The organism is Mobilicoccus pelagius NBRC 104925 (assembly GCF_000247995.1).
GTDB lineage: Bacteria > Actinomycetota > Actinomycetes > Actinomycetales > Dermatophilaceae > Mobilicoccus > Mobilicoccus pelagius.
Window position 1 is genome coordinate 156529 of sequence record NZ_BAFE01000003.1, and the last position, 25412, is coordinate 181940.

The following is a 25412-nucleotide window of genomic DNA, read 5'->3' on the forward strand; positions in this document are numbered from 1 at the left end:
GGTGACTCGTTCTCGCAGGGGCGGGTGAAGCGGGGGCGTGACCTCCCCGACGCACGTGCACGGGGAACGCTCACGGGAGGGCCCGGCGGACCTGTTCTCGGGGCCGCAGAACGATCGGGAGGACGGCGTTGAGGCGGCGCGAGTCGGACATGTGTCCGAGTTGACGGCACTCCCTGTGGCCCCCACCATCGAAGAAGACCGATTCTCGGTCGTGTCGCGGCGCTTGGGGGGATCCGGCATGCCGCGCTGATCACCGAAATGGTCGCTCTGCCGGCGACCGGAGGGGTTTCATCGATGACTGTTCTTCGTACTCGCACACTCGCTTCCGCGGGTGCCACCCTGGCGCTCGCCGCGGCCGGTGTCGTCGCCGGCCCGTGGGCGGCCTCGGCCGCTCCCGCCATCCAGGTCGACGCCTCGACGAAGCCCATCGCGGGCCAGTCGTTCAAGGTGCAGACGTCCGGCGTGACGTCCGGTTCGTCCTACCGGATGGTGCTCGCGAGTGGCGGCGTCACGGACACCCGTGACGCGGCGGAGGCCAACTCGTGCAGCACCGCGTCGGCCGCGACGGCGACGACGCTCACCTGCCAGATCACGGAGGGGACGGCGGGCGCCTACTCCCTCAACCTGCTCGACGACAAGGGTGCCGTCGTGGCCTCCACGGCCGTCACCGTCGCCCCGGTCGTGAGCAACGTCACCAAGCCGCGCCTCTCGGACCTCCCGGGTGCGAACGCCGACACGGTGACCGTCTACGCGAACCCGAACGTCGACTCCTACACCGTCCAGGGCGACAAGGTCACGTTCGCCGCGAACGAGACGCAGAAGGACGTGACGATCAAGCCGACCGGCGGCGCGCAGTCGACGGACGTCACGGTCGTCGCGACCGCCAAGGCCGGTTCGTACTTCGCCGACGGCACGACCACGCAGACGTGGACGATGCGCACGACGGCCGGGGACCCGGTTCCGGCGGCGCTCACGGTCACCGAGCCGACGCGCGTCGACGCGGTCGGCTCGGACAACGACACGATCACGCTCCGCAAGGACCCGAACGTCACGTGGACGATCGGCGGCAAGGCCGTCGACTTCGGCAGCGCCACGCAGATGACGCTCCCCGTCACGGGCTCCCGTGACAAGGACGGCGTGCTCAAGGTCGAGGTCGTGGCGAAGGCGGCCGACGGGTTCACCTTCGGCGACGGCCAGACGAGCAAGACGTTCTCCTACGAGTACACGAACGCGCGCGCCGAGCCGACGTCCACGCGGATCGCCGGTGACACCCGCTTCGACACCTCCGTCGAGGTCGCGAAGAAGTACTTCCCCGGCCAGCACGACACGGTCTACGTCGCGAACGGGATGAACTTCCCCGACGCGCTCGCGGCCGGCCCGGCTGCCGCGCAGGCCAACGCGCCGCTCATCCTCACGGCGAAGTCCTCGATCCAGGACAACGCGATGGCGGAGATCGGCCGGATGCAGCCGAAGTCCATCCGCGTCGTCGGTGGCTCGGACGTCGTGAGCGACGCCGTCGCCGAGAAGCTCGGCAAGATCGCCCCCGTCACGCGGGTGCAGGGTGACGACCGCTTCGAGACGGCCGCCAAGGTGGCGCAGTCCTTCAAGTCGGCCGACACCGTCTACATCGCCTCGGGTCTCAACTTCCCCGACGCGCTCGCCGGTGGCTCGGGTGCCGCCCGTGAGAACGCCCCGATGCTCCTCACGAACGGCACGACCCTCTCCGACGACACCGTCGTCGAGCTGCGTCGCCTCAAGCCGTCGAAGGTCGTCGTCGTCGGTGGCGACAAGGTCGTCAAGTCGTCGGTGCTCCGTCAGGTGGGCGACGTCGTCCCGAGCGCGTCCCTCGTCCGCTCCGCGGGCAAGGACCGTTTCGAGACGTCCGCGCTCATCATCGAGAACGTCACGGGCAAGTCATGGGACGCCAAGGAGGAGAAGGTACGCCCCACGACGGCGTTCCTCGCGACGGGCCTCAACTACCCCGACGCGCTCGCGGGCATCCCGGCGGCGTTCGCGGCCAAGGCCCCGCTCGCGCTCACGATGCCGAAGTGCCTCCCGGCCCCGGTCAAGGCGGAGCTCGACAAGCTGCCACTCACGGGCACGGTGCGCCTCGGCTCCTCGAACGTCGTGGGTGACTTCGGCGTCCTCGGTGGCGCCTGCAGCTGACCTGCTCCCGCTCGACCCGAAGCCCCGGTGGACTCCCCGTCCGCCGGGGCTTCGGCGTGTCCGATGGTCGTCGCAGCGCAGGGGACTCTCCCCCTCCCGAGCCACGAGGTCGTCTGCCAGGCGGGATGCCGGGGCGAGGGCCAGGTCGTCAGACGGAGGCGTCGACGGTCTCGGAGCGGCCGGTCGTGCGTCGTGCCCAGAGGTGTCCGGTGAGGACGGTGAGGGTGGCGATCATGAGCCACCACACCTGCCAGTTGAGGGCGGAGCTCGTGACGGTGCCGGCGAGGCCGATGCCGACGAGGAGGACGGCGAGGAGGTGGCGGACGCCGGCGTCGTCGAGGGTGCGGGGACGACCGTCGGTGAGCGGGGCGCGGATGGGGCGGACGACGGTGACGGCCGCGAGCGTGAGCAGCGCGAAGAGCGCCGCGGCGCCGACGAGGCCGTACTCGGTGAGGAGTTCGACGAACGTGTTGTGCACGGGGAGGACGTGGCCGACCTCGGGGTGTTCGTCGCGGAGGAGCATCTCGAAGCGGCCGCCGCCGATGCCGAGCCAGGGTTCGTGGTGCCAGTGGTCGAGGGCGAGGCGGACGAGGGTGGCGCGGAGTCCGTCGGATCGGGCCTGCTCGTCGCCGGTGGTCGCGACGATCCGCCAGAGTGCCGCGGCGGCGACGAGTGCGGGGGTGGCCATGGCTGCGACGAGCGCGACTCGCGCCCGCGTGCGGAGGCGGCGGGGGCGGAGGAGCCGGCGACCGCGGGGGCTGCGGCTCGCGGCGAGAACGGCGGCGGAGAGGCTCACGACGGCGGTGGCCGCGACGGCGGCCCGGCTGAGGGTGAGGACGACGAGGGTGAGCGTGAGCGTGGCGACGAGGGCGAGAAACACGCGCCGCAGGATCGTGAGGCGTTCCGACATCCGGCCGAGGACGAGGCCGAGGACGACGACGAGGACGCAGGCGAGGTTGTTGGGGTTGCCGAACGGCCCGGCCGGGGAGAACGCGGGTGGGGCGTAGGGCCCGCCGGGGCTGAAGTGGGTGCGGGTGAGGACCTCGCCGGTCGCCATGACGAGGAGGGTGCCGCCGATGAGTGCCCACAGGCGTCGGACGGAGCGGACCCCGAACCGCCGGGCTCCGGCGAGGGCGGCGGCGCCGACGCTGTTGAGGGCGCAGGCGCGGAGGGCGTAGGTCTCCTGGACGGCGCGGGTGTGGGTCGTGTCCCACGCGGCCCAGTGGTCGTGCGTCGCCCACAGCACCGCCCAGTGCGCGAGGTACAGGATCAGCGGCGGGAGGGCCGCCCGCGGCCAGCTGCCGCGCGAGAGGGCGATGACCCCGAACCCCAGGGCGGCGCCGTAGAGGATCTGCGCCTGCGCCCAGCCGAGGTGGACCATCGGCGCCCACACGGCGTAGAGGCCGAGGAGCGCGAGCACGACGGTGCGCAGGGCGCGTTCGAGGCGTCCTTCGGTCGACGCCATCGCCCTCGACGCCGGGCGACCCATATCCGTGGACGGCGCATCGACGTCCCTCGCCGACACGTCGGCGCTCGCCGGCGGCACCGAACCCGGGGTCGGGTCCCCCGCGATCGGTGCGGGGTCGATTCCGGCCGCCGGGTCGCCGTCGGCGGAGCCGACGTGGAGGGGGCCGCGTGCCACGTGATCGGCGAGGACCTCCTTCTCGAGGACGACCTGGCGCCGCACCTCCTCGACGATTCCCGCCTCGTCGATCGCGTCCGCCCTGTCGGCGACGCCTGCCGGGTCGGCGACGCCCACGGCCTTGGCCTGATCCGGGCCGGCGGCGTCCGACGCAGCGGGGGTCGCAGAGTCGGTGGTGCCCGCGGGGTCGGCGTCGTCGCGGGTGACCGTGGAGCGGTCGTCGTGCATTCCTCTCCCCCCCCGTCGGGCGTGGCGGGCGCCTCGCTCCCCTTCCCCTTCGGCAGGGGAACGCCTGGCATGCAGGGGAATTGGGGGGATCGTGGGACCGGGCAGGTCTGACGTCGCGGGTCGCGTCGGTGCGGCTCGGCGGCGATGTGCGCCTCTACGCTGGCGGGATGGTCCAGGTCGCCGAGGTCGCCGAGGTCGACGGGCGCGCGTCGGCGGACTCCCGGCGGCCGGTGCGGCGGGACATCCAGGCGTTGCGGGCCTTCGCGGTGATGTCGGTCGTGGTCTACCACGTGTGGCCGTCGGTGATGCCGGGGGGATTCGTCGGTGTCGACGTCTTCTTCGTCATCTCGGGGTTCCTCATCACCTCGCATCTGTTGTCGGAGGTGGAGCGGCGCGGGACGGTTCGGACGGGGCGGTTCTGGGCGCGGCGGATCCGGCGGTTGTTGCCTGCGTCGTGCACGGTCCTCGCGGTGTCGCTGGTGCTCGTCGTGCTCGTGGCGCCGCGGGTGTCGTGGGCGCTGAACCTGCGTGACGTCCGGACGGGTGCCGCGTACGTGGAGAACTGGGCGTTGGCGTCCCGGGCCGTGGACTATCTCGCGGCGGAGGAGGCGCCCGGGGTGGCGCAGCATTACTGGTCACTCGCAGTGGAGGAGCAGTTCTATCTCGTGTGGCCGCTGCTCGTGTTCGCGGCGGCGCGTGCGTCGTGGTGGCCGGGCGGGTCGGCGAGGGCGCGGGTCGGGCGGGCGTTGGCGCTCGTGACGGCGGTGTCGTTCCTCGCCGGTCTCGTGTGGACGTGGGCGACGCCGGCACCGGCGTTCTTCAACACGTTCGGTCGGGCGTGGGAGTTCGGCGTCGGTGGTCTCGTGGCCGTGTGGCGGTTGGGTCAGGTGCTCGGGGAGCACGCGCGGGCGGCGTGGGCGTGGGTGGCGGTCGTCGTGCTGGGCGCGACGGCGTTCCTGCTCCCGGGGCACGAGGTGTCGTTCCCGGGGTGGGCGGCGCTCGTGCCGGTGGGTGCGGCGGCACTGTTCCTCGTCGCGGGTGAATCCCGGCTGAGGACGTCTCCGACGCGGTACTACGCCTTCCCCGCCGTGCAATGGCTCGGTGACCATTCGTACGGCATCTACCTGTGGCATTGGCCGTTCGTCGTGCTCGCGCCGTTCGTCACGGGCCACCCGGTGGGGCTCGTCGACGGGGTCGCGCTCGTGGCCGGGACGTTCGTGGCGGCGTGGGTGACGAAGCGGTGGGTCGAGGATCCGTTCCGTGGTGGGGCGTTGACCCGGAGCACGCGGGGGGCGTTCCTCTTCGCACTCGTCGGCCCGGGGCTGCTCGTCGCCTGCTCGACGCTGCTCCTGCATCGGGTCGACCGCGGCGTCGCGGAGTCGGCGGCGCGGGTGACGAAGTCGATCTCGTCGGGCGAGGCCTGTGTGGGTGCGGAGGCGATGGATCCCGGCTGCCCGGATCGCTTTCGGCGCCCCGACGACTTCGACAGCGCGTTCGCCGACCGCGACTACGACGCCGCGGCGTACGACTGCCAGGTGGACGCGGACTCGGCCGAGGTGAAGATCTGCCGGTTCGGCCGGGCGGACTCCCCACGGCTGCGGGTGGCGTTGGTCGGCAATTCCCATGCGGTGCATCTGGTTCCCGCGCTCACCGAGTACGGCCGGTCGCGCGGGTGGGAGGTGCTCCTCGCGGCGCAGACCGACTGCCTGGGCGTCGATCGTGCCGTCGAGGGTGGGCAGTCGCCCGGGTGTGCGCGACGGGCCCGGGAGCTGCCGAGGCTCCTCGAGCGGGAGGGCGTCGACGTCGTCGTGTTCGCGAGTCACGACAACGCGGAGGGGTACGTGGCGGGGCCGTCGACGTCGCGGGCGCAGGTCGCGGAGGCGGAGGCCCGCACGGTGACGTCGTGGCGGCGGTACGTCGATCGCGGTATGCGGGTGCTCGTGCTCGGTGACGTGCCGGGGGTGCGTCCGGAGTCGGGCCCGGCGTGCGTCGCGGTGGGGTCCGCCGACGATCCGTGTGCTCGGCCGCGTGACGAGGTGGCCCACGACAACCTCTTCGACGTGGTCGCCCGCCGCCACCCGGAGCTCGTCGCCCATCACGCCCTCACGGCGCTCATGTGCGACGACGACCGATGCCACGCGATGGTCGGTGGGGTGTCGGTGTATCGGGACGCCCACCACCTCACACGGACGTACGCCCGCACGATGGCCGACGACGTCGGCGGGGCCGTGGCACGGGCAGCGCGGCGGTGAACCCCGCTCCTGCGCGCACGTCCCCGCAGGCGGGCGCGTGCTCGCCGGGGCCCCTGGGACCGTGGGCCGCCTGATCTTCGCCCGCGCGCCTCTCCGACGTCGGCGCGATGCGCCCGACTCCGCCCGCACCCACCCGAGACCCGCGGACGCCCGAAGCCCCGTAGGGGAGGACGGTGGGGCGCGCATCGAGCGGACCGCTCAGCGGTCGGATCGTCGACCGAGAAGGGTCGGCATCTGCCCAACTGCGGCGAGGGGACGAGGAAAAGCCCTACTCCACAACGACACTGACCCGATGAGTGCGGCGGGGTCGGGACGGGGCGGGCGTTTGGAATCGCTCGACGTGTGTCGGGGCGTGATGCTCGTCGTGAGCGTGGTGGTGAACGCGTGGTTCACGGCACCGGAGTGGTTCGAGCATGCGGCGTGGACGGGGGTGCATCCGGTCGATCTCGTGTTCCCGGCGTTCGTCACGTTGAGCGGTGCGGGCATGGCGATCGCGTTCGCTCGGCGGGTGCCGGTGGCGCGGCAGGTGCGGCGGGTCCTCGTCCTCACCGCGGCGGGGCTCGCGTTCGCGGTGGCCGGGCAGGTGCTCGGCACGGGCGCGGTCGACGTCGCGACGTTGCGGTTCACGGGGGTGTTGCAGCTGTACGCGTTCCTCGTGCTGGCGCTCGGTCTCGTCGCGGTGGTCGTGCGGCGGTGGTGGCACTGGCTCGCGGCGGCGGCCGTCGTCGCGGGGGCGCAGGCGTGGCTCCTCGCCTCGTGGGCGAGCTCCTGCCCGGGCGGGGCGTTGACGAAGGCGTGCAACCCGTCGGGTGTCGTCGATGCGGCGGTGTTCGGGCCGCACATGTACGTGATGGGGCGGCTCGGTCACGACCCGGAGGGGTTCGTCGCGGCGGCGGGTGCGCTCGTGACGGCGCTCGTCGGCGCGGCGGCGGGGCGGCTCATGTGGGAGCACCGGCGCGGGATGGGGGCGGCGGTGTTCGGTCGTGCGGTGCTCGTCGTGGGGGTGGCGACGGTCGTCGTCGTGCGGGCCTCGGTCGTGGTCGTCGAGCCGTTCAAGCGGCTGTGGACGGTGCCGTTCGGGTGGGGCATCGGTGGGGCCGTCGCGGTGACGCTCCTCGTCGTGCACGTGCTGCTCGACGGGCGGGTGGCTCCGCTCGGGGAGCGGGTGGCGCGGTATCCGCTGATCGCGTTGGGCCGCAACAGTCTTCTCGTCGCGGCAAGCGTCCCCACCCAGCGCCAACGAGACGGCGAGGTCGCTCACCACTTTCGCAGGATCGTGCCTGGACACAGGCCTACGCCACGGCCGCAACGCCTCACTCAATGCCGCACCCAGGCCCGAGACCCCCACCGTGCGCGTCAGCAGCGTCCCTCCCGCGTGCGCCACCGCCGGCACCCTCGCGGCGTCGACTCGGACACGCGGGTACAGCCCGCTACGCTTACTCACCTGAGAAGTGCCCTTCGGATCCTGCGGATATCGACTTCAGCAATCGACATCCTTGCAGGTCAAGGGCACTTCTCGCGTACAGGGGTCACCCACCCCCGTGAAATCTCCGGGTTAGGAGTGAGCGTCAGCTCATCGGCATGGAGTCGATCTGGGCGACGTCGCAGGTGACGTTGCCCTTGACGGGCTTGTTGGAGGCGCCGGTGGCTTCGGCGGTCTCGCCGGCGGGGATGGCGTCGGCCATGACGGCGGCGGAGCCGGCGACCTTCTTGTCTCCGTCGTAGACCATCACGGTCGCGATGTAGGAGCGCTTCTCCTTGGTGGTGTTCGTGATCTTGGCGGTGATGTCGACACCGTTCTTGCCAGCCTTGCAGCCGGTGACTTCGACCTTGCCTTGGTCGGCGCCGATGACGGGCGCGCCGGCGGTGCGGCTGGGGCCGACCTGCTGCGACGGGTCGGTGGGGGTGCTGCCCGAGGTCGCGCCGGTCGCCGGGGTGGAGTCGCCGGAACTCTGTGACGTCGCCGCGGTGTCCTTCGACGACTGCTGGTTGGCGGCCTCCTTGTCGGCGGCGGTGCCGCACGCGCCGAGCGCGAGGGGGAGGGCGAGGACGAGGGCACAGAACGAGCGCTTCATGTTCTCAAGTCTTTCTGATGAGGGGAATGGAGGGGGTCAGCGTTCGGTCAAGAACGCACACGGAGGGCCGGAACCTCGTAAGGTTTCGGCCCTCCGCTCGGGTCAGACGGTCATGCCGTCAGTTCCGATGGGTCGTGCTGGTGTCACTTGCTGGAGACGATCTTGTTCGCCTCCGCGATGACGGCGCTGCTGACGGCGTCGCCCTGGCCCAGGCCGGCGGTGCCGGTGATCTGCTCGGCCTTCTCGCTGAGGAACGCAGCGGTGGGCTCGGGCAGGTCGTTCTGGAGCGTCATGACCATCGCGTTGCGGGTGCGGGAGATCCACGGGCCCGCCACGAGGGCGTCGGGGAACTTCATGCCGTTGGCCAGGTAGGCCGTCATGGAGCCGCCGACCACGTTGGTGCGGGCGTCGTCGGAGTAGACGCGGTTGCCGTCGAAGCCGAGACCCGGGATCGGGTTGGAGTCGGAGACAGCCTGGTCCGCCATGGCGAAGCGGTTGACGTTCGCCGCGGTCTCCCAGCGGTCCTTACCCTCGATGCGGTGGCTGGTGAGGCCCTGCTCGGCGACCTGGTCGTTGACCGACTTCGACAGGGCGTCGTCGCTACCGATGAGCAGCGCGTGCTCGAGGTGCAAGGCCTTCATCTGGGCCTTGGCCTCGGGAACGAGCTGATCGGGGCGGGTGAGGATCGTGGGCAGCGCGTTGACGTTCGACACGGTCGAGTCGTACGCCCACGTGCTGGCCGGGTTGGCCGTGACGGTGAACGTGTTGCCCGACAGCGCCGTCCCGTTCACGGCGAAGTTCACGCCGTTGATCGTGATGACGTTGGCCGTGTACGTACCCACCGGCTGACCGTCGAGAACCACGTTGCCGTTGTTCAGCGTGTACTCGCCGGCACCGACCTTGTTGAGGGCCGGGTCGGACGCGAAGGTGAACGAGCCAGCCGTCACAGCGACGGTGTTGCCACCGCCACGCTGCTCCTTGAGGCCGCCCACGCGACCGGCGGAGAGCACGGAGGCGGAGAGGGCGTCGACGAAGTCCTTGTTGTTGGAGCTACGGGCGATCATCGTCGTCGTCTTGAGGGACTGGCCGGCGCCGACGGCGATCTTGCCGACCGGGGCGTTCGACGCGGTCTGGGCCGCGGCGTACGTGTTCACGCGCCAGTTGGTCTCGTAGCGGTTGTCGCCACCGAGCTGGAGGACCTCGAGCTTGTCACCGCGCGGCTTGATGGCCTTGGCGGCGTCGTCCCACATGTAGGCGTTCTGCTCCTTGAGAGCGTTGAACACCTTGTCGCCGACGGCGGTCTTGCCACCGACGATGTAGACCTTGCGGACACCGAGGTCACGCAGGGCCTCGACCGTCTCCGTGGGGAGCTGGCCGGGGGCGGTGAGGAGGATCGGAGCACCCTCACGCTGGGAGAGGAAGCTCGCGGACAGTGCGTCCGGAGCAGCCATGCCGTTCACGACGATGGCCGTGTCGGCGGTCGGGCGGCCCGTGGACTTGACGTACTCGCTCGCAATGCGTGCAGCGGTACCGAAGCGGTTCGTGCCACCGATGCTCGCCACACCCGCGCTCGAGGAGCCGGTGACCGTGAGGTCGTTCAGCGGAGCGAGGATGTCCTTCTGCCAGACACCACAGGAATCCTCGGTCGCGTTCTCCTCGACCGTGAAGTTGCCGTCGTCCTCGGCGAGCGCCGCACCGAAGGTGATGGTCGCGGGCGCGCCCGCAGCCTCACCGCTGGCCTTGGTGAAGGCCCTGCCGTCAGCCGAGTTGTAGGTGACGTCCGGGTACACCGTTCCGTCAGCACCGACGACGTCGGCAGTGAAGGTCCACTCCGCCGCGTCGCCTGCGTTCGCGATGGTGAACGAACCTGCCTCCAACGCGGAACCAAACGTGACAACCGCTTCGCCGGTGTCGCCAAGGTCCCCGTCGGAGTTGCCATCGGTACCGAAAGTGGTGCCGTCGTAGCTGATGAGGTTGCCGTCCGGCGTGGCAAGGGTCCAGAGCTGCGGTGTCGTCACGTCGACGGTGAACGCGCCGTCCTGGGTGTCCAGTGCGGTTCCGCTGGAGAAGGCGCGCACACCCGAGACGCTACCGGGCGTGGTGCCCGTCGGCGACGTGCCCTGGGTGTAGAAGTCGGTGCCGTTGATCGAGTAGTACGGCACAGTCGATGCACCGGTCACAGTCCAGAACTGGTTGGCGCCGATGGCCTGGTAGGTAACCGTCGCAGGACCTTCACCCAGGAGGTTGGCCTCAGCCGAGTCGAGCGTGATTCCAGCGGTGTTTCCCGTGGCCACAACCTCGGCCACCGGGTCGGCGATGGTCACGGTGTACGTACCCGCGCCACCCATCGCCTCGATCTCGGTAGCGTCCGGGTCAGAGGCAGGGGCGGCGTCGCCGACGCCCGTGTCAGCGCCGTCGGCACCAGTCGCCGTACCATCGACCACGTTGTACACAGGAGCTGCTGCCGTGTAGTCGACCGCGACGATCTGGTCGGCACCGGCCGGGGTGTCGAACTTGCCAGCCTCCTGCTGGGTGAGCTCAGCACCGGCCGTGTTCGTGGCATCGTCGAGCACGGTGTTGTACGGCGTGGCTCCGGTCTCGCTGAGGAACGAGGCGTCGTCACGGATCAGGGTGGTGCCCTGAGCGTCGACGACCTGGGGGCTGGTGCCCGCGGTCGACATGAAGCCGGCGAGCGGCGCGCCGGTCAGGCCCCATTTGATCTGGTTGGCGGTGGCCGACTTGAGCTGAACGCCGGTGATCGAGTAGGTGGCGACCTTGGCCGGGTCCGTGCCCTTGAGCGAGAGCGTGACGGACTTGCCGTCGGCGGCGATGCCCGTGACCGTGGCCACTTCGTTGGCGCCACCGTTGGCGACGGCGACCTTGATGGTCTTCGGGTCGGTGTTGGCAATGGCCGCACCCTGGAGGTTCAGCGTGTAGGTGCCGTCGCCGAGGGAGTAGCCCTGCGTCTCGGTGATCGTGAGGGCGCCGATGTCCTGAGCGGTGCCGTCGGCGATGATGTCCGTGTTCTCCGAGGCGATCTTCGCCGGCGAGACGTACGCGGGCACGGTGTAGATACCGATTTCACGGGGCGTGTCGTCCGCCGTCGTCGTCGTGTTGTTGTTGGAGAACCGAGCGTTACCGCAGAACCACTCGGTGGCATTGCCATCAGCGTTGATGCTGAACGGGACCAGACGCAGCGCGCCCGGCGTCACCGAAGCTCCGAGGTTCACCTTGAGGTCAGAGAGGGTGACCGCCCAGCGGCCGTCCGGGTCACCGGTCGACGCCTCGCTGTTCACGGTCAGGCGCAGCACGTTCTGACCAGGGCCACCGTTGGACGAGGCAGTGCTGACCGAGAACGCCGGCGCGACGCCCGGCTTCGTCACAGTGGTGTTGCCCGTCGGTGCGGCCCAGGCCGCCATCGGCGTCGTGGCGTCGCTGTCGGGGTCGATCTGGGCGTCAGTAGCCTTCGGGGCGGCGTCGATGGTGACCTTCGGCGTACCCGAGAAGCCCACGGCCATCGACGGACCGGAGTTGAACTTGTAGTCCTTCTCTTCGGACACCTGGCGGTCGAGCAGGTGCAGCTCGATGACGTCGCCGGCCTTGAAGCGGTTCGGCAGCGTGATCATCGTGTCGGCGATGGCCTGGTCGTTCTGGCCCGCCTGGATGAGCTTGGCGCCCTGGTTGTCGGTCGTCTTGGCGTCGGCGTCGGCGATGCCGATGGTGCCCTGTCGCTCGGCCTGCTCGATCGTGGCGGCCTCGTTGACCGTGGCGGTCTGCGGGGCGTCGTCCCACGCAGCGAAAGCCGCGGGGCCGAAAGACGTCATGACGAGAGCGGTGGTCGCGACGATCGCGGACCCGCGCCCGAACTTACGCAGCTTGGCTGCACTCACTGTGGCCTCCTGAAGGCATCGTGCTGTTGGTCGAACTCAGAGGGTGATGAAGCAAGCAGCCCCCAGGGGCTAATCCCCCAGATGCTCACCGAGGTTCGGTGAGCTGCCCGCCTCACTGATGATTACACCAACCTGGTAATCGCTCAACAGGCGCTGGCATTACACGCAACTTTTCCTGAGGGCACGCAACGGTGCCTCTCCATATAGTTCGGACCACGCGCGTTGTCGGCAGATCCGGCATCCAACTGAGCGAAATGTGTGTGACGGAGATCACTTCGATCCGAGGGGTCGAGATCGGCGATCCAGCGAAGATCAGTATGGACAGGCCTATGAGCTGGACATATGACCACCAGCCGTCCAGGACCGCGTAGCCATCACCCCCAAGCGAGAACCTCGCAGATTCGCTCCACAACCCAGATCGAGACACTCGACCAGGACGGTCGACCACCCATTCGTACGGATGAAGGGATTCTCGCAGGTCACCCGGCCGGCCACTGCGAGACACGCCGACTGCAATACGCCATTTTGATGTAAGACGTTCGTTTGGGTCGTCCGTTCAGAACACCTGTCATGTCAGCCGGGATTTCTCTGCCGTTTCCGTACGGGCCCCGCAAGCGTCACCACCACTCCCCCCGAACGGACCCCCGAGCAGACATCCGAACCCCCTACAGCGCCAACCCCACCCGGCGAACGGTCTACCCTTCCGGGACTCGAGGAGCAGCGGCGACGCCATCCCCCGCCCATTGCACTGAACCGTCACGACCACTCAAGGCCCGCAACCGCCCGGCGATGGGGATGATGACGGCGCAGCCCGCGTCGGCCTCTCCACACAGCGCGCCACCGGACGCCACCGCCCGAAGCAGTACCACCCCGTCGCCGGAGATCGACATGTCCTACCGCCCCATCGCCCTGGCCGCCGCCCTCGCATCCCTCGTCGCCCCTGCTGCGGCCCTCCCCGCCGAGGCCGCGGCCCCCACCTGCACGGGCCGCGTCGTGGCCCGCACCGACGTCGACGGTGACGCGCGCCGCGACACCGTCAGCGTCACGCAGGTCGGATTCGACGAGTTCCAACCGAGGTTCCGCCTCTGCGCGAGGACGGCGACGGGCAAGGTCTCGAACGCCCTCGACACGGCCGACTTCCCGCTCGCCGGCTTCGCGCCCTACTACGGGGCGGCCGGGCTGGACGGCGTGCGGGGCAACGAGATCGTCCTGCGGGCCGGCTTCGGTGCGCACTCCCAGCACTTCCACGTCTACACGTGGCGGAACGGCCGCCTCGTGCGGCAGAACGCACCCGACACCCGTCGGCCCGACTGGTACACCGACTGGGCGGCCTCGGTCATCAAGGGCTACCGGTTCCACACGAGCCGTGGCGTGCGGTACGTCGTCGCCACCTACGGCATGAAGGACCCGTCGGCACCGACCTTCCGCGTCCGCCAGACGACGTTCCGCTGGAGCAAGGGCGGCTGGGTGCGCGGCACCACCCGCACCGTGACGATCCGCGACAACTCCAAGACCGCCGACGCCGTCTACGGCTGGCACGGCGTCTCCCTCCCCCAGGACTGAGCCCCGCCCCCCCGCACCCGCCACGTCGTCTGTAGCGGGGCGCGGGGACGGGCGCATCACCGACACCTCCTACCCCACGCTCGCCGCCTGGGCTCGGGCGTCGCTATCCCCCATCTGCGGTGACCCGCAGCCTCGGCCGGACCCGTCGTCGACCCCACGAGCCGCTCTCGCGGGTGTCGACGCTTCGCCCCCCATCCGTCCGTGCGATGGGCAAGGGTGGGTGGCATCACGTCCGTCCCTCCCCGCACCGGGGTCCGCGCCTGTGGCCGGCCCGGTCGTCGCACCGCTCACGGCCTGCGTCACGGCCGTACCGATCACCCGCCGTGCCGCGCCCGCGGCACGTGAGATTCGAGGATTCCCATGACTCGCCGAGCAGTTCCCACCGCAGTCGCCGTCGCCGTCGCGCTCGCCGGAGCGGTCGTCGCCGCCCCCACCGCCACGGCCGCCCCCGCAACCCCGGCACGCACCACCGCCCCGGCCGCGTCGCAGGCCGCGAAGACGTTCACCCACCGCGTCGACATCGACGGCGACGGACGAAAGGACACCGTCACCCTCCGCCTCGTCTCCTCGCGGGGGTACGTCAACGGGTACCGCCTCGCGGTGCGCACGGCGAAGGGCCGGTCGTCGTCCCTGCCGGTCTACGTCACCGAGAACATGAACAACCCCGCCCCGCGCGACCTGTGGGTCGGCGCGACGGGCATCGACGGCGTCCGCGGCAACGAGGTGATGCTCGACCTCGGCGGCGGCGTCGGCGACTTCGCGTGGATCCACACGTACACGTGGCGCAACGGCAAGCTCACGCCCCTGGCCGCGCCGAACTCGACGCGGACGAGCCGGTCGTGGTCGGTGACGTTCCCGCCGTTCCCCGTGAGCGGCTGGACGTTCTCGATGAAGGGCGACACCCGGTACGTCGTGCACCACCAGCTCAACCCGTCCCCGAGCGGCCGCACCTACTCCGGCACGAACACGACCTACCGGTGGACGCCGAAGGGCTGGAAGAAGGTCTCGACGGCGAAGTCCGGCGTCGTCTCCCGCAAGACGGCAGACAAGATGTCCGACTTCCGCGGCCTCATCTGGCGCTGACGCACGACGCACGACGGCCGGGGACGATCCCACGTCCCCGGCCGCCGTCATCCGCCCCGCCACGTCCTGCCGCGTCCTGCCGCGGCGGGGTGCGGCGGGGTGCGGTCGTCAGCGGCGATCCCCGTGCACCGCGGTGACGGCGTCGCGCCGGGACGCCCCCGCGAGGATCCGCCGGTACACCTCCGGCACCGGCTCGCCCCGCTCCTCCATCGCCGCGAGGGCGTGGGATCACGCCCCGGCCGCCGTCGGGAGAACAGTGGCCCCCGCGAACGTCTGGTGCGGCACCGCCGGCCTCGGCGGGGAGCGTGGCGCGGAGATCGACGTCGACGAGTCACCCGTCGGCCAACGCCACTACGCCGACCTCTTCGGCGTCACCCTCCACTGCCTCGACCGCACCTCGACCGCACCTCGACCGCGCCCCGACGGCGGGCGCCCCTCACCGGCCCCGCCCTCCGTCCTCCGCCCCCTGCGCAGAACGACACCGAGGCGTATCCCTGCCGACCCATGGTCCAGGCCTGCCCCACCTCCACGCGCCACCGGAAGGCCGACCGACGAGCAGCGGGCGACGAGCGGGGCGTCCGCCTGGGCCGCCCACACGCGTCGGGGCCTCCGACTGTCGGAGCAGCAGGCGAGGACACTGCGCACGAGAGGCCGCCGGCGCGATGAGGCCTCGGCCGACCGCCACAGACCCACCCCACATGCTCCCCACCCACCCGACATCACTCCGGCACCCACCCGAAACCCCACTCAGGATCACGACATCTCTCGCGCCCCAGCGACGGATGGGGTGTCACCCGAAACAGCGCCCCTCGGCAGCGGTCACGACCCTCCACACGATGCAGGAGATCGCCCGCTCCTCCACACCCGGAGAGTCCGACTCCGACGACTCCCTGCGGAGCGGCGACCCTGGCGACATGTCCGTCGCCGCACCCAGCCCTCACCTCACGCCGCTGCTGGATGCACTGACCACCGGTGATGAGGGAGTCTTCTCCGCCGAGCAGGCGCGCGACGCCGGGGTGAGCCATGCCCAACTGCAGCGCCTCATGCGTCACGGCCTCGTCGTCCGCGTCACCCACGGGTGGTACGCACGCCGCGACGCCGCCCTCGACTCCCGCGAACTCCACCGACGAAGGTCGGTCGCGATCCAGCGACGCCTCGGGTCGGCCGTCCTCAGCCATCACTCGGCGCTCGTCGCGATGAGCCTCCCGGCGTTCGCCGCCGACCACGGCACCGTGCACCTCACCTACCGCACCGGCCAGGTCCACCGACGACGCCAGGGGTGCGTCATCCATCGCGGGGATGCCTCCACCATCGACCTCCCCGACACCGCCACGACCGTCCGGTGTGCCGACGCCGTCGTCCAGGCCGGACTCGCCCACCCCCTCGCCGCGCTCGTCGCCGCCGACGAGGCACTTCGCACCCGCCGAGCGACCACCGCTCAACTCGAGGACTCCCTCGACCGCTACGCCCGACGCCCCACCGCGAAGGCCGTCGCCACTGCCCTCACGCATGCCGACGCGCGTTCCGAGTCCCCCGCCGAGACGCTCGCCCGATACGCCCTCACCGTTCTCGGCCACACCCCCACCCCGCAGTACGAGATCACCACCGCCGGACACACGTACCGCGCCGACCTCGCCCTCGACGACGGCCTCCTCATCGAGATCGACGGCCTCCTCAAGTACCGCACCGACGACGGCGATCCCCGAACCCCGGCCGACATCGTCGAGGCCGAGAAGGACCGCGAGGCAGACCTCGTCAGGGCCGGCCACCGCCTGCTCCGACTCACGTGGAAGCAGATCGTCACCCCAGACGGCGGCCTCCGCTACGACAACCTCGCCCAACTCCTCGCCGCCGCGCGATCCGGGGGCCACGCCATCGGCCACCTGCCCTGATCCTTCCGCGGCATCCCGGGTGACACCCGATGTGAACCTCGAGGGCACAGAATCTCCCGCGTATTGACGTCATATCCGGTGGCACCCCGGATCCTCGGGCCGGATCAAGCGCGCCACCCACCCGATCCGTCCCCCTCCACCCCCCGAATCTCAGCACCCTGCCGGCCACATCGGGTCCCACCCGAAATCCCACCTCCGCGCTCCGGCTCAGCAGGCGCCCCACCCGAGCTCCGACCCCACGGAGTCTCGTCCCCGCCCCCAGGTGGACGATCTGCATGGCCGGTGGCCGGCGCGGAGGACGGGGCTCACCCCGCAGGGCCCAGCCACTCCTCCACACCCGCAGCACGCCGCGGGCACGCCCGCAGCCCGGCCGTCGCCCAAGCGTGCAGGCACAACGACGGCGGGCGACCCCGTGGGGCCGCCCGCCGTGGGCGCGGCATCCGCGAGGGATGCCGGGCGTCGTTCGCGCAGGTCAGACGCGGTCCTGTGGCGTCGGGTGGACGGTCGGCATGGGCGCGGCAGCGGGCTGAGTGTTCATGGGCGGAGTCGGCTGGGCCATCGCCTGCGGGGCGGCGGGCATGTTGCCGAACACCGCGCCGATGTGGAGGGTCTGCAGGGCCTGGCGGGCGCTCTGCTCGTTGGCCGCCCGCACGAGCGAACGCATGCGGAACACGTCGATGAGCCCCCAGATGCCGGCGCCCGCGCCGGTGAACCAGTAGAGGACGTTGAGGAGCGGCTGTCGCAGGTAGAAGTAGTGCGTGCCGAACAGCGGCCACATGAGCAGGTACGCGACCCACGTCTTCTTGCGGTACCGCTCGTACTCGTTGAAGAACGCCGTCTGCGCGCCCGGATCCATTTGGGCGACGACGTGCTGCACCGACGGCGGCAGCGACGCCACCGTGCGCGCCTCCCGCGTCTCCTGCTGATGGGCCGTGTACGCGAAATACCCCACGACGGCCATGAGCACGAGCGCGCCGATCGTGAGGACGGAACCGAATCCCGAACGGGCCACCGCACCGATGATCTTCACCACGATGAAGAGTGCGACGAGCCCCGCGACTCCCATCCCCGCCATCCGCAGCATGCCGGGGTCGACCGCGGGCATCTGGGCTCCACCGATGGCCGGCGCGGACTGGCCGGCCGTCCCCGCCGGAGCGGCGTAGGGCGCCGACGCCGGAGGCGGGTACGCCTGGGCCCCGGCCTGCGGCTGGGGCGAGCTCAGGGTGGCGTGAGCGGCCTTGGCCGCCGCATCCGTCTGATCGATCACCGCCTGGGCCGGGTCGACCGGGGGCGCGTAGGCCGTGGCGTCGCCCGCCTGTCGCCGGGTCCCGCAGCCGGTGCAGAACTTCGCCGAGGGTGAGTTCTGTGCACCGCACGAGGCGCAGTAGTCCATGAGATCCTCCGTGATCACGGCACCCGCAGGCACCATTCCTGTTCGGGTGCGTGTCGACCCGATGTCCCGTCGCGTCCCGAGCGATGGAGAAACTCGTCGCGGACACCTGCCCATACGGCCCCGCCGGAGGGGCCCTGAGCGAATCCGGTGGATCGACCGACCGAGACGCTATTCCTTGCCCACAACGGCACATCGCACCTGGTGAGCGGCTCGCGCAAGGAGTCGCCGCCTGGAATTCGCACCCCTCCGACAAAGGAAGAATGACCGATTCACAAACGCTGTTCGCGCACCTGCGCAATACGCGGGGACTGGCCTTCACGGTCGTAGACGAGGGTGTACGTCACTCGAATGTCGCCACCCGTGCCCGAGGGCCGTCGGTAGGAACGATTGAGCACGATGACGTCCGCCTCGTGGCCGCCGTAGGAGACCGCCGGAGTGAACGACTCGACGCGGTTCGTCCAGAACGACGTCCTCGGCTTGCCGGGCTCGCCACGCGTCGCGCTGACGACCTCCGCCCGAGACAGCGTCCCCTTGTCGTACCAGGACACGCTGGGCGCGAGGAACGCCACGGCGGCCTCGTCACCGAGGGTGCCGCCCTCGGCCTGGACGAAGTACTCGGAGAGCATCTGCTCGGCGGAACGTTGCCGCGCGACGGCGTCGACCTCCTCGCGCGGCTGCTGCTGGGCCACGGTGCGGGGCGGCGGGGTGAACGACGGCACCGTCTCCCGACGTGGTGCCGCCGCCGGGGCCGCAGGTGCCGCAGGTGCGGCGGCGGGCTGCGGAGCGGCGCCACCGGCCTGCGCGGCCCCTCCACGGGCGTCGCCGGACGGAACCGCGGCGGCCTGGCCGGCAGGGGCGGCGGGACTCGCCCCGCCCGCGGCCGGGGAGGGCGCAGCCGCCACCGCGGACGCGGTGGGCGAGGCGGACGCCTCTTCGGAGCCTCTGCCGTCGGACAACGTGACCGCGCCGACGACACCGGCGCACACGAGCGCGACGGCCGCGAGACCGACGAGCAGAGGCGACACGGGCTTGCGCGACGTCTGCGCGGGCTGCGGCGGCACCGGGTACGGCGCGGCGGCGTACTGGGGCGCGGCATACGGAGCGGCGGCGTACTGCGGCGTGGCGGGGTAGGCGGCGACGTACCCCGGAGGGGCGACCTGGCCCGGCACCCCGGCCCAGGTCGCCGGGGCCTGACCGGACACGCTGCCCGCCCACCCCGGCCCGGAGACGGCGGGTCCGGCCCAGCGCGACGTCTGCTGGGCCACCTCGGCGTCGACGGGCGGGGCGTACGTGAGGTGGCGTTCGGCTGGCGGCGGGTCCGCGATCCGCGCCGCCGGGGGCAGTCCTTCGAGCATCGGCACGAGGGCGCGGAGTCGCGCCTCGATGCGGCCGGCGGTGCCGCCGCGCGCCTCGGGGTCCTTCGCCACGAGGGTGGCGACGACGTCCCACAGGGCGTCGGGCACACCTGCCGGGCGCCCGGGGATCTCCTCGAGGTGGGCCCGCAGCGTGGCCATCGCCGAACCGCGGCCGGCGAACGGCGGCACGCCGCAGCACAGTTCGTAGAGCATGACCCCGAGCGAGTACAGGTCGGCGGCGGGGCCGGGCGCACGCCCCTCGGCGATCTCGGGCGCCATGTACTGCGGCGTACCGAGCATCATCGTCGAGTGCGTCGCGCCGTCGATGAGACGGGCGATGCCGAAGTCGGTGAGCATCGCCGCCTCCGTCGCCTCGTCGACGAGGACGTTCTCCGGCTTGACGTCGCGGTGGATCACCCCGGCGTCGTGGGCCGCCTGCAGCGCTCCCGCGATCTGCGCGCCCCACTCGGCGACGCCGGCGGGCACGATGGGTCCCCGCTGCCGCAGCACGTGCCGCAGGTCGGTGCCGTGGACGAGCGACATGATCACGGCAAGCGTCGATCCCTCGACGACGAGATCGTGTACCGGGACGACGTGAGGATGCCGCACCGCCTCGAGCAGCGACCGTTCCGCGACGAACCGGTTGACGAGCCCCGGGTCCGTCGCGAGCTCGCTCCTCAGGACCTTGACGGCCCATTCGTGCCCCTCGAGGTCACGCCCCACCCACACCTGCCCACAGGCTCCGTGACCCACGAGGGTCTCGAGCACGTAGCGGCTGCCGATCCGTTGCCCATCCATGTCGCCCATCCCCCGGGTCGTCCGTGTGCGTTCCTTCGCATCGGCCCCATCGGCTCCGCCGCGCGCAGGTGTAGGGGAAGTGACCCGACCGTCCGACTCGGGCGCGCACGCCGTCGCCGCCCCCCTCGCGCCGGGGCGTGGTCGTGTGGGCCGTGTGCTCCGCCGTCGGTGGGTCGACACTCGACGCCCCGGGGGCTCCCCCGGCCCATCCGCGCCCCGAACTCCCCTGGACGCGTGTCGATTCCGACACGCCATCGCCCGGCGTGCTTGCCGGGCGGCCGCGAGCGCCGATGGGAGGATCGACACCCGCTCTCGTCCCCAGGAGTCCGCATGCACGACGCCGTCCTCGTCCGGGTGTTGTCGTCGGTCGGCCTCGCCGTCGCTCTCGCCGGCTGCGGCGCCACCGGCCCGGCGACGCAGGATCCGGCCACGACTCCCGCCGCCGGGAGCTCCGACTCGACCACGCCGGCCCCGCCGGCAGCCCCCCCGACTCCCTCGCCCGCGACACCCACGACGATCTCCTCGACGACGGCGGTGACGACACCGGCCGCGCCGACGACGACCGGGCCGATCGACCGGGCGGTGCAGGTGCGGGTCCACGCGCCCGTCTACGACTCCCCCGGTGCGCTCGTGCCGATCATCCCGACGGCCCGCGGCGCGCGGTCGTTCGACGTCTCGGTGGGCGGTCGACGCGGCGAGTGCACAGGCGACACGTGGACCCATGCGACGGGCACCGCCCAGCAGTGCTGGATCACGATCCCCGAGAAGGGCGGACGCGCGACGATCGACGTGCGCGCGCACCTCACGAACGGCCACGATGCCGTCGGCACCCAGCCGATCGAGGGCAAGGGTGTCCCCGGCTCCCCCGTCGACGCCGCCACCCGCGACCGGATCCTCCACTGCGGCAACACCAGCGACGACGTGTGGCTCACGTTCGACGACGGGTTCCTCTCCGATGCGACGATGAACCGCGTCCTCGACACGCTCGAGCGCGAGAACGTCCGTGCCCGGTTCTTCGCCACCGGCCAGTGGTCGCGCGCCAACCCCGCGATGACGGCCGCCCTCCTGCGTGCCGGGCACCTCGTGGAGAACCACACCGACACCCACGAGTCGCTCAACGCGATCGACGACGCCGCGCTCCGCCGCCAGATCGACCGCGGCCCCGCGACCGACGCGACCCTCGTCCGACCGGGATTCGGCGCCGGGGCGTTCACCACTCGCGTGTCCGCCGCGGCCGAGCGCGCCGGCCAGAAGGTCTGCTACTGGGACGTCGACACCCGCGACTGGGCCGGCCCCTCCGCCGAGGAGATCACCGAGCGGGTGCTCAGGGGCGACCGGAGCACCCCACCGGCCCGACCGGGCAGCGTCGTCCTCATGCACATGACGGGCAAGCACACCCCGGAGGCGCTGCCGGGTCTCATCCGCGGTCTGCGCGCGAAGGGGCTCACCCTCCCGGCGCTGCATTCCTGAGACCGAACCCGGGCCGGAGACCCCGACCCCCTACCGAGTGACGCGACGCCGCCGATGGGAGGGCATGTCAACAACCTCGACGGCCGACGTCGCCCGGGGAGGCGCCGCCCTGGACCTCGTCTGGGGGCCCCACCGGTGGAGCCTCGAACCCGGCCGCGCCCACGTCGTGGGCCGCGATCCCTCCGCCGATCTCCACCTCGACCACCCCGAGGTCTCCCGACGTCACGCCGTCGTCGTCCACGGCGACACCGGCTGGGTCCTGCGCGACACCGGATCGCTCAACGGGACGCACGTCGACGGCGTGCGCCTCGCGGAGATCCCCCTCGTCCCGGGCCGATCGGTGCGCCTCGGGACCTCGCCGCAGGCCCCCGTGCTCCAGGTGGGCACCGTCCCCGCCCCGACTCCGGCGGCGCCGATCGCCGCACCCGGTCTCGCCTCTCCCGCCGCACCCGCGACCGCCGCCGTCCCTGCCGTCCCGTCCGCCGCGGAGACTCCTGCTGTCGGGGCCCCCGCCGTCGTCGGCCCACCCGTCGAGCTGCACGAGGTCGGCATGCAGGCGCCGTGGAGCCCCGTCGAGGACGGCAGCATCGCCGTCGCCCGACGCAGCACGCCCACGACGGTGACGCTCGGCCGAGACCGCTCGAACACGATCGTCGTCGACGACCTCCTCGTCTCCCGGCACCACCTGCGGGCGACCCCTCGGGGCGTCGGCTTCTGGATCGAGGACCTCGGCAGCGTCAACGGCACGTACATCGACGGGGCGCGCATCACCGCGGCGCTCCTCACCCCCGGCAGCCTCCTCACCGTGGGCCACCACGAGTTCCGCATCCACGGCGACTCCCTGCTCATGGTCGAGGCCGACACCCGCGTCAGCTTCGTCGCCGACCACCTCTCCTACCAGTTGCCCTCGGGCAAGGTCCTCCTCGGTGACGTGAGCTTCGATCTGCCCGACTCGAGCCTCCTCGCCGTCATCGGCCCCTCCGGTGCCGGCAAGTCGACGCTCCTCAATGCCCTCACCGGCGCGCGTCCGGCCACCCGCGGCAGCGTGACGTTCGACGGCCGCGACCTCTACGCGAACTACGCCGAGCTCCGCGACCGGATCGGCGTCGTGCCCCAGGACGACGTCGTCCACACCCAGCTCACGGTGCGTCAGGCCCTCGAGTACGCCTCGCTCCTGCGGTTTCCCGTGGATCTCGACACGGCGACCCGCCGGGCGCGCATCGACGAGGTCGTCGACGAGCTCGGGCTCCGCGCCCACGTGGACACACGCGTCGACGCTCTGTCGGGCGGTCAGCGCAAGCGCACCTCCGTCGCCCTCGAGCTCCTCACCCGCCCCTCCCTCCTCTTCCTCGACGAGCCGACCTCCGGCCTCGACCCCGGCCTCGACAAGTCGGTGATGACGACGCTGCGGACCCTCGCCGACGACGGCCGGACCGTCGTCGTCATCACCCACAGCGTCGCCAACCTGGGCATGTGCGACCGCGTGCTCCTCCTCGCGCCCGGCGGGTACATCGCGTTCTTCGGACGGCCCGAGGAGGTCCTGCCCTACTTCGGCCTCGACGACTACTCCGACGTCTTCGCCCAGGTCTCCGCCGACCCGCTGGGGTGCGCCAACCGTTACGCCCACCACGCGGCGACGACGCGGACGGCCGCCGCCCCCACCCCGGTGACGACCCTCGTGCCGTCGAGGCCCCCGCGACGACAGCCCGTCCTGCGACAGACCGTCACCCTCGTCCGTCGCCATCTCCAGGTCCTCGCGGCGGACCGCTCCTACGCCGTCTTCACCGCGCTGCTGCCCATCGTGCTCGCCGCGCTCGTCGCCGCCGTGCCCGGGAAGGCCGGGTTCACCCGACCCCGACCACCGGACCTCGGCGAGCCCGCCCAGCTGCTCGTCGTCCTCATGGTGGGAGCCGCGTTCATGGGGATGTCGGCGAGCGCCCGAGACCTCGTCGGCGAGCGCCCGATCCTTCGACGGGAGAAGGCCGTGGGCCTTTCCACCGTCGCCTACCTCGTCGCCAAGCTGGTCGTGTTCGCGCTGCTCACGGCGCTGCAGTCGGCCGTGCTCGTCACCCTCGTGCTCCTCGTCAAGGACGCCCCCGACATCGGCGCAGTCACCGGCTCGGGGCGGATCGAGCTGTACGCGGCGGTCGCCCTCACCGCGTTCGCGTCCGCCGTCCTCGGCATGGTGATCTCCGCCGTCGTGGGGACGGGCGAACAGGTCATGCCGCTGCTCGTCGTCGCGATCATGGCGCAGCTCGTCCTCTGCGGCGGACTCATCCCCGTCGTCGGACGCGCCGTGCTCGAACAGCTCGCGTGGATCGCGCCCAGCCGCTGGGGGTACGCGGCAGGAGCGTCCACGGTCGACCTCCTCGGCCGATCCCCCGGCCGCGACGACGACCCGCTGTGGCACCACACGCCCGAGGCGTGGTGGCTCGACATGGGGATGCTCGGCGTCATCGCCCTCGTCGCGGCGACGCTCGTCGCCCTCCGCCTCTCCCGGGAGGCCCGTCCGTGAGCGGGATCCGACCGACCTGGGTCGCCGGAGCGGCCGCCGGTCTCCTCGCCCTGGGGGTCGTGGGCGGTATCGCGACGCGATCCGACACGTCGGAGGACGCTCCCACCACGGCTTCGGTCGCGACCCCGACGACGACACCGCGGGAGGATGATCCGACGATGGACACGATGCCCACGACCCCCGCCCCCGACGCAGCCCGCGGCTCCGGCTTGTCCGCCACACTCCGGGGGTCGTCGGCCACACCGCTCGCGCCGACGGCCTCCCCCGTCACCCCCGCGAGGAGCGACCGGGCCACGACCGCGGACCTTCACGCGGCCTACACCCGCGACCTCGGCGACCTCGCCGAGAGGTCCGGGGTCGCGATCGTGCCCGTGGGAGGCGCCGACGCCGTCCGGCTCGGCACCGTCACCGAGGACGTCGCCTGGTCGACGATCAAGGTGCCCGTCGTTCTCGCCGCGGAGCGGGAATCGGGATGGCCCGCCGTGCAGGAGCGGGCCCATGGTGCGATCACCGTCTCCGACAACGACGACGCCGCCGCCCTGTGGGCCGGCCTCGGCGAGGGCCGCACCGCGGCGGCCAAGGTCGAGGCCGTCCTCGCCGACGTCGGCGACACCACCCGCGTCAACCCGGAGGTGACGCGCGCCGGCTTCTCCCCCTTCGGTCAGACGCGCTGGTCGACGACCTCGCAGGCGACGACGATGGCGCGACTGCGGTGCCGCTCCGACGCGAACCGCGCCCTCGACCTCATGACCCGGGTCGTCCCCGCGCAACGATGGGGGCTCGGCCGGGCGCCTGGCGCCCCCGTCAAGGGCGGGTGGGGGCCGCTCCCCGGCGGTGGTTACCTCGTCCGCCAGATGGCGGTGATCCCCACCTCGGGAGGGGAGGCCGGCATCGCCGTCATCGTTCGTCACCCCGGCGGGTTCGAGTCCGGCACGAAGGATCTCGACCGCATCGCCCGGTGGCTCGACGCGCACGGCGCGGACCTCCCCGGGGGTCACTGCGCCTGAGTGCGCCCCCGCGCGGGACGCGCCGGTCACGTCGTCGGCGCGCTGCCTGCGCCCGCGCTGCCCCGCACCTTTCACGACCGTCC

14 protein-coding genes are annotated in these 25412 nt (G+C 71.7%); 9 read left to right on the forward strand and 5 right to left on the reverse strand.

What is annotated here, in order from left to right; translation table 11 throughout:
* Positions 1-294: 294 nt before the first annotated feature.
* On the forward strand, positions 295-2166 hold the full coding sequence (locus MOPEL_RS01105; RefSeq protein ID WP_009481000.1) for a cell wall-binding repeat-containing protein: 1872 nt from the start codon (positions 295-297) through the stop codon (positions 2164-2166).
* A gap of 148 nt (positions 2167-2314) precedes the next feature.
* On the opposite strand, the gene MOPEL_RS01110 is transcribed toward MOPEL_RS01105, so the two are convergent.
* A complete protein-coding gene (locus tag MOPEL_RS01110) occupies positions 2315-4036 on the reverse strand; it encodes an O-antigen ligase family protein (protein ID WP_009481001.1) in 1722 nt (573 codons plus the stop codon).
* A 167-nt stretch (positions 4037-4203) separates the two neighbouring features.
* On the opposite strand from MOPEL_RS01110, the gene MOPEL_RS01115 reads away from it, so the two are divergent.
* Together MOPEL_RS01115 and MOPEL_RS18880 are read left to right on the forward strand one after the other, a co-directional pair.
* Positions 4204-6288 carry an acyltransferase family protein gene (locus MOPEL_RS01115; RefSeq protein ID WP_051992157.1) on the forward strand — a complete coding sequence of 695 codons (2085 nt, stop codon included), beginning with the start codon at positions 4204-4206 and terminating at the stop codon, positions 6286-6288.
* Between the two features lie 292 nt (positions 6289-6580).
* On the forward strand, positions 6581-7900 hold the full coding sequence (locus tag MOPEL_RS18880; protein ID WP_009481003.1) for a heparan-alpha-glucosaminide N-acetyltransferase domain-containing protein: 1320 nt from the start codon (positions 6581-6583) through the stop codon (positions 7898-7900).
* Here the strand turns inward: MOPEL_RS18880 and MOPEL_RS01125 are convergent.
* The gene (locus tag MOPEL_RS01125; RefSeq protein WP_009481004.1) at positions 7857-8363 is read right to left on the reverse strand and encodes a hypothetical protein; all 507 of its coding nucleotides are present in this window, start codon (positions 8361-8363) and stop codon (positions 7857-7859) included. The genes MOPEL_RS18880 and MOPEL_RS01125 overlap by 44 nt on opposite strands.
* Positions 8364-8506: 143 nt before the next feature.
* Entirely contained in the window at positions 8507-12253 is a 3747-nt protein-coding gene (locus tag MOPEL_RS01130; protein ID WP_009481005.1) for a cell wall-binding repeat-containing protein, read from the reverse strand.
* An 888-nt stretch (positions 12254-13141) separates the two neighbouring features.
* Here MOPEL_RS01130 and MOPEL_RS01135 point away from each other — a divergent pair.
* The 3 genes from MOPEL_RS01135 (at position 13142) to MOPEL_RS18680 (ending at position 16791) form a co-directional block, all read left to right on the forward strand.
* A complete protein-coding gene (locus MOPEL_RS01135; protein ID WP_040632220.1) occupies positions 13142-13816 on the forward strand; it encodes a hypothetical protein in 675 nt (224 codons plus the stop codon).
* A gap of 360 nt (positions 13817-14176) precedes the next feature.
* Positions 14177-14899: a hypothetical protein gene (locus MOPEL_RS01145; RefSeq protein WP_009481007.1), complete on the forward strand. Its 723-nt coding sequence runs from the start codon at positions 14177-14179 to the stop codon at positions 14897-14899.
* 836 nt (positions 14900-15735) lie between these two features.
* Entirely contained in the window at positions 15736-16791 is a 1056-nt protein-coding gene (locus MOPEL_RS18680; protein WP_009481008.1) for a type IV toxin-antitoxin system AbiEi family antitoxin domain-containing protein, read from the forward strand.
* A 472-nt stretch (positions 16792-17263) separates the two neighbouring features.
* On the opposite strand, the gene MOPEL_RS01155 is transcribed toward MOPEL_RS18680, so the two are convergent.
* On the reverse strand, positions 17264-18202 hold the full coding sequence (locus MOPEL_RS01155; protein WP_169316260.1) for a TM2 domain-containing protein: 939 nt from the start codon (positions 18200-18202) through the stop codon (positions 17264-17266).
* Positions 18203-18453: 251 nt separating this feature from the next.
* Complete coding sequence (locus MOPEL_RS01160) at positions 18454-20337, reverse strand: serine/threonine-protein kinase (RefSeq protein WP_169316261.1); 1884 nt, start codon at positions 20335-20337, stop codon at positions 18454-18456.
* A 330-nt stretch (positions 20338-20667) separates the two neighbouring features.
* Between MOPEL_RS01160 and MOPEL_RS01165 the strand changes: the two genes are divergently transcribed.
* From MOPEL_RS01165 to MOPEL_RS01175, 3 genes are all read left to right on the forward strand, one after another.
* Positions 20668-21807: a polysaccharide deacetylase family protein gene (locus tag MOPEL_RS01165; RefSeq protein ID WP_009481011.1), complete on the forward strand. Its 1140-nt coding sequence runs from the start codon at positions 20668-20670 to the stop codon at positions 21805-21807.
* A gap of 64 nt (positions 21808-21871) precedes the next feature.
* Positions 21872-24322: an ATP-binding cassette domain-containing protein gene (locus tag MOPEL_RS01170; protein WP_009481012.1), complete on the forward strand. Its 2451-nt coding sequence runs from the start codon at positions 21872-21874 to the stop codon at positions 24320-24322.
* Positions 24323-24480: 158 nt separating this feature from the next.
* The gene (locus MOPEL_RS01175) at positions 24481-25329 is read left to right on the forward strand and encodes a hypothetical protein (RefSeq protein WP_009481013.1); all 849 of its coding nucleotides are present in this window, start codon (positions 24481-24483) and stop codon (positions 25327-25329) included.
* Positions 25330-25412 lie beyond the last annotated feature (83 nt).